Annotated in this window: 3 protein-coding genes; all 3 read right to left on the bottom strand. The window is 57.0% G+C overall.

Annotated features, from left to right (window positions below; translation table 11 throughout):
* Positions 1 to 163 precede the first annotated feature (163 nt).
* Positions 164 to 1,207 carry a cytochrome d ubiquinol oxidase subunit II gene (gene cydB / locus C4334_RS11905; protein ID WP_352432311.1) on the bottom strand — a complete coding sequence of 348 codons (1,044 nt, stop codon included), beginning with the start codon at positions 1,205 to 1,207 and terminating at the stop codon, positions 164 to 166.
* Between the two features lie 255 nt (positions 1,208 to 1,462).
* Positions 1,463 to 2,839: a cytochrome ubiquinol oxidase subunit I gene (locus tag C4334_RS11900; RefSeq protein ID WP_352432310.1), complete on the bottom strand. Its 1,377-nt coding sequence runs from the start codon at positions 2,837 to 2,839 to the stop codon at positions 1,463 to 1,465.
* A gap of 543 nt (positions 2,840 to 3,382) precedes the next feature.
* Positions 3,383 to 3,640, bottom strand: coding sequence for a hypothetical protein (locus tag C4334_RS11895; protein ID WP_352432309.1), 258 nt, complete (start codon positions 3,638 to 3,640; stop codon positions 3,383 to 3,385).
* Positions 3,641 to 3,888: the final 248 nt, after the last annotated feature.

The following is a 3,888-nucleotide window of genomic DNA, read 5'->3' as shown; positions in this document are numbered from 1 at the left end:
TTATACCGTCTGAATTCAGGCTTGATAGCGGGGCTGAACGCGCCGCGCCGTCCTTTGATTCTTCGCGTGGCACTATGCTGATTGTCGCGCCCTTACGTGGCATTACAAATGCCGCGTGTCCTGTCCTTCGTTGCCCTTCTCAAAGAGGATGCGCTCAGAAGTCTCAGTAACCTTCTCGTTCTTCAAGCGAGACTTTGCCGCGGAAAAAACGGTAGAGAAAGATGAAGTAACCGACGGCGAGCGCCATCCCGATGAACCACCAGATGAAACCGACGCGTAGGCCATACGACCCGCTCTGCGCGTTGAAGATCGTCAAGCTACGCGCTGGATCGGTGGTCGCTGGAAGCAAGTACGGGTACATGGCGAAAGCCGCCCCGCCGAGCATCGCGGCGATGTAGAGCGTCGAGAAGAGAAAAGCGGCAAGATCATGCCCGCGTCGCTGATAGCGACGCATCCCGACGACGGAAGCGATAACCGCTAATGGGATCAGCCATCCCCACCAGTGCGCGCGGAAGTTATCGAGGACCTGCGGGCGCACGCTGAGCGTCGCAACGAGACTCAAGATGGTGAACGCGACGATCAGATACCAGCCTCTGGCGGCTGCGCGCCGCGCGCGTTCGTTGAGCGAGCCTTCGGTTTTGTAGGCGATCCAGTGCGCGCCGTGCACGGCGAGCGTAGCGAAGGCCATTAGTCCCGTAAGCACCGTGTACCAATCGAGGATGCCGGGCTGTGGCCCGACCTTGAAATCGGTCCACAGGGGTGCGAAGAAGAAGCCGCGCTCATCGAGCGGAACGCCGCGAACGACATTGCCGATCGCCGCCCCGAAGAAGATCGCCAGCAACAAGCTCGACGCGCTGAAGACGAAATCAAAGAACTCGCGCCACAGCGGGCTATCAACGTGCGAACGAAGTTCGATCCCAATGCCGCGCAACATCAAAAGCCAGAGGACGATCATCAACGGCAAGTAGAAACCGCTGAAGCTCGATGCGTAAAGCAAGGGGAAAGCGAAATAGAGCGCGCCGCCAGCGGCGATCAACCAAACCTCGTTCCCATCCCAAACCGGACCAATGCTGCGCAAGATCAACCGACGTTCAGCTTCGTCTTTGGCGACCAGAAGATGTATGATCCCGGCGCCGAGATCGAAACCATCGAGCACGACGTAAGCGATCAACATCAACGCGACGAGGATGAACCATAACGTCTCCATGTAACCTCTCCTTGAACGCGATTGCAGGATGGACGCTATTTGCGCTAAACGTTCACAACGCCTCCATCTAGCTGCCCCCTTTCTTCCCGATCCATTGGCGAGCCATTCACATCACCTCGAACGCGCACGGACGGGCCGGGAACGCTGGATAGAGCATCGTCCGCCAACGAGTTGTTCACCTCATCTGAGCCCCTCAACCGCCCGACACCGCCATTGGATCCGGTCAGAACTTACACGACGAGTCATCTCAAACTTTCAATCGCCCGTTTCGGGCAAGATCTTCGCGCTCGGCGGAATCGCGCTCGGTTCAACAGAGAGGAACTTCGGCCCGTGTTCAATCTCGCGCCAGATCAAGAAGAGGAAGAGTATCCCAAGCGCCAAGTACATCCCCATGAAACCGATCAGCGTGAACATCCCGTTGCCCGCCGAAACGGTCGGCGAGTAGCCTTCGGACGTGCGCATCAGCCCGTAAACGAGCCACGGTTGACGCCCAAGTTCGGCGGTCATCCATCCGGCGGTGTTGGCGATGTAAGGGAAGGGGAAGCTGAGCATCAAGATCCAGAGCATCCAGCGCGCGTCGTAAAGCCTCTTTCGCCATAAGAGGAACGCGGCGACAACCGCGATGGCGATGAAGATCGTCCCCAGCCCGACCATGATGTGATAGCTGTAGTAAAGCAACGGAATGTTATCGGGCCACTGATCACGCGGGAAAGCATCGAGACCTTTAACTTCCGCTTCCCACCGACGATAAGTGAGAAAGCTCAACATCTTCGGCACTGTGATCGGATTATCGAGCCGTTCCTTTTCGACATCCGGCTGCCCGATGATGACGATGGGCGCACCCGCTTCTGTGCGAAACAGCCCTTCCATCGCCGCTAGCGTCGCCGGTTGATGGCGCGCAACCATCCTTCCTTGCGCGTCGCCGAGCGGGTAAAGTTGCAACAGCGTGCAGACGAGCGCCGCGATCACGCCCGTCTTCAGAAATAGCCGCCCATACTCCTCTTGCTTGTGCGCGAGCAGATAAAAAGCGCCCACCGCTGCCATGACGAAAGCTGCGGTGATCACCGCGCCGTTCATGTTGTGTAGGTATTGCCAGATCGCCCAAGGGTTAGTCAAAAGCGCCCAGAAGCTCGTCAGCTGCGCCACACCATCGGGACTGATCTCGTATCCAACCGGATGCTGCATCCACGCGTTCGTGACGATGATGAAATATCCGGAGAGCCACGAGCCGAGAAAGACCATGAAGGCGGCGACCCAGTGCCAGCGCGGGCCGAGACGCCGTTCGCCGAAAAGAAAGAGACCGAGAAAAGATGATTCGAGGAAGAAGGCGAAAACCCCTTCCATGGCGAGCGTCGTGGCGATCACCCCGCCGGAGTAGTGAGCGAACTCGGCCCAATTCGTGCCAAACTGAAACTCCATCGGGATGCCGGTGATAACGCCGAACAGAAAGTTTATGGCGAAGATACGCATCCAGAAGCGAGCGGCGTGATTGTATCGCTCATCGCCCCGCCACAAGGCAAGCGATTTGAGGATGACGATCAGCGGCGCAAGCCCCATCGTCAATTGCGGGAAAAGATAGTGGTAGGTGACGGTGAAAGCGAAATGAAGCCGGTGGATGACTTCCGCATCCATTTTCCCCTCTCTCCTCCTTCTCGCCGAACTCTCATCTCGATAAAACGCCGCGCGTTCACTTCCCAAGAGGGACTTTCGATTGCCTCACGATTCGGCGCCCGTCCCTCTCGCATAGAAGGGCAAAGAGCATGCCAGCTCGCAAAGCCACGTTTCAACCCGACCGCAAAACGCATGATCAACCCAACATGCGCGAATTCACGCACCGCAAGTGGGCGATTTTGCGCCCCCTTGCTCAATCTACCTTTAGCTATTAGCTCTTCAAGCTTCTCAATTCAATCCGTGGGCCGATCTTATCGCGTGAAGATCAACGTGTGACGTCCTCCCACGAATTCATTCGGGGGCATCCTTTAGGATGCGCGCAGGTTCTTGCGCTTCGGGCGCGTGGACCGTATGCAATCCCAGCTGGACGCGACAAAACCACGGGCCGCGCCACCCGGCCACTACTCCCCTGTGCCACGCCAAGGCGCAGCGTGAGAGATACATGGAATACACACTCATGAATGTTTAGCTCGCCGTTCACAAAGATTCCAGAGGAGATCGAATCTAGCTCCGCGCCCTGCACCTGACAAAGCTGAAGATAAGCGCGGTCGCAAGTAAGAGCGTGACGAAAATTCGGTCGCCGAGCAGATCGGAAGTGATCATCGTAATGATCCAGTAAAGGATAAACGTAACGATAACGTAACGCTTCAGCCACCGATGCCCCTGCAAAGAGATCAGCACCAACATCGTCAACCAAAAGTTAGCCGTTGCGCCTAAAAGAGTCTTGACGGAGAGCGTGTCGAAAACGATCCAATCTTTCATCAGCTTCCTCCTTTCCTCTTTAGTTCAACGCCATTGGGTTTGTGCGAGCGCGCTTCGATAGCGCGCCCACCAATCTCTCAATGCGCTGGACCGACGGTGAGAAGCCACCTCATCAAAACGGCCATTGAGTTAGAGGCTTCTCACCGCCACTGCGCTCGCTCGCCAACCGCAGCCCCGGATCGCCTTGGCACATCGTTGACTTTGAGGGCGATCGCCGCGAAAGGCAACATCACAAACCGCAAACCTGA

Origin of the sequence: Pyrinomonas sp., from assembly GCF_040289685.1 — a bacterium.
Lineage (GTDB): Bacteria > Acidobacteriota > Blastocatellia > Pyrinomonadales > Pyrinomonadaceae > Pyrinomonas.
This window is presented reverse-complemented; position numbering and strand designations above follow the sequence as displayed.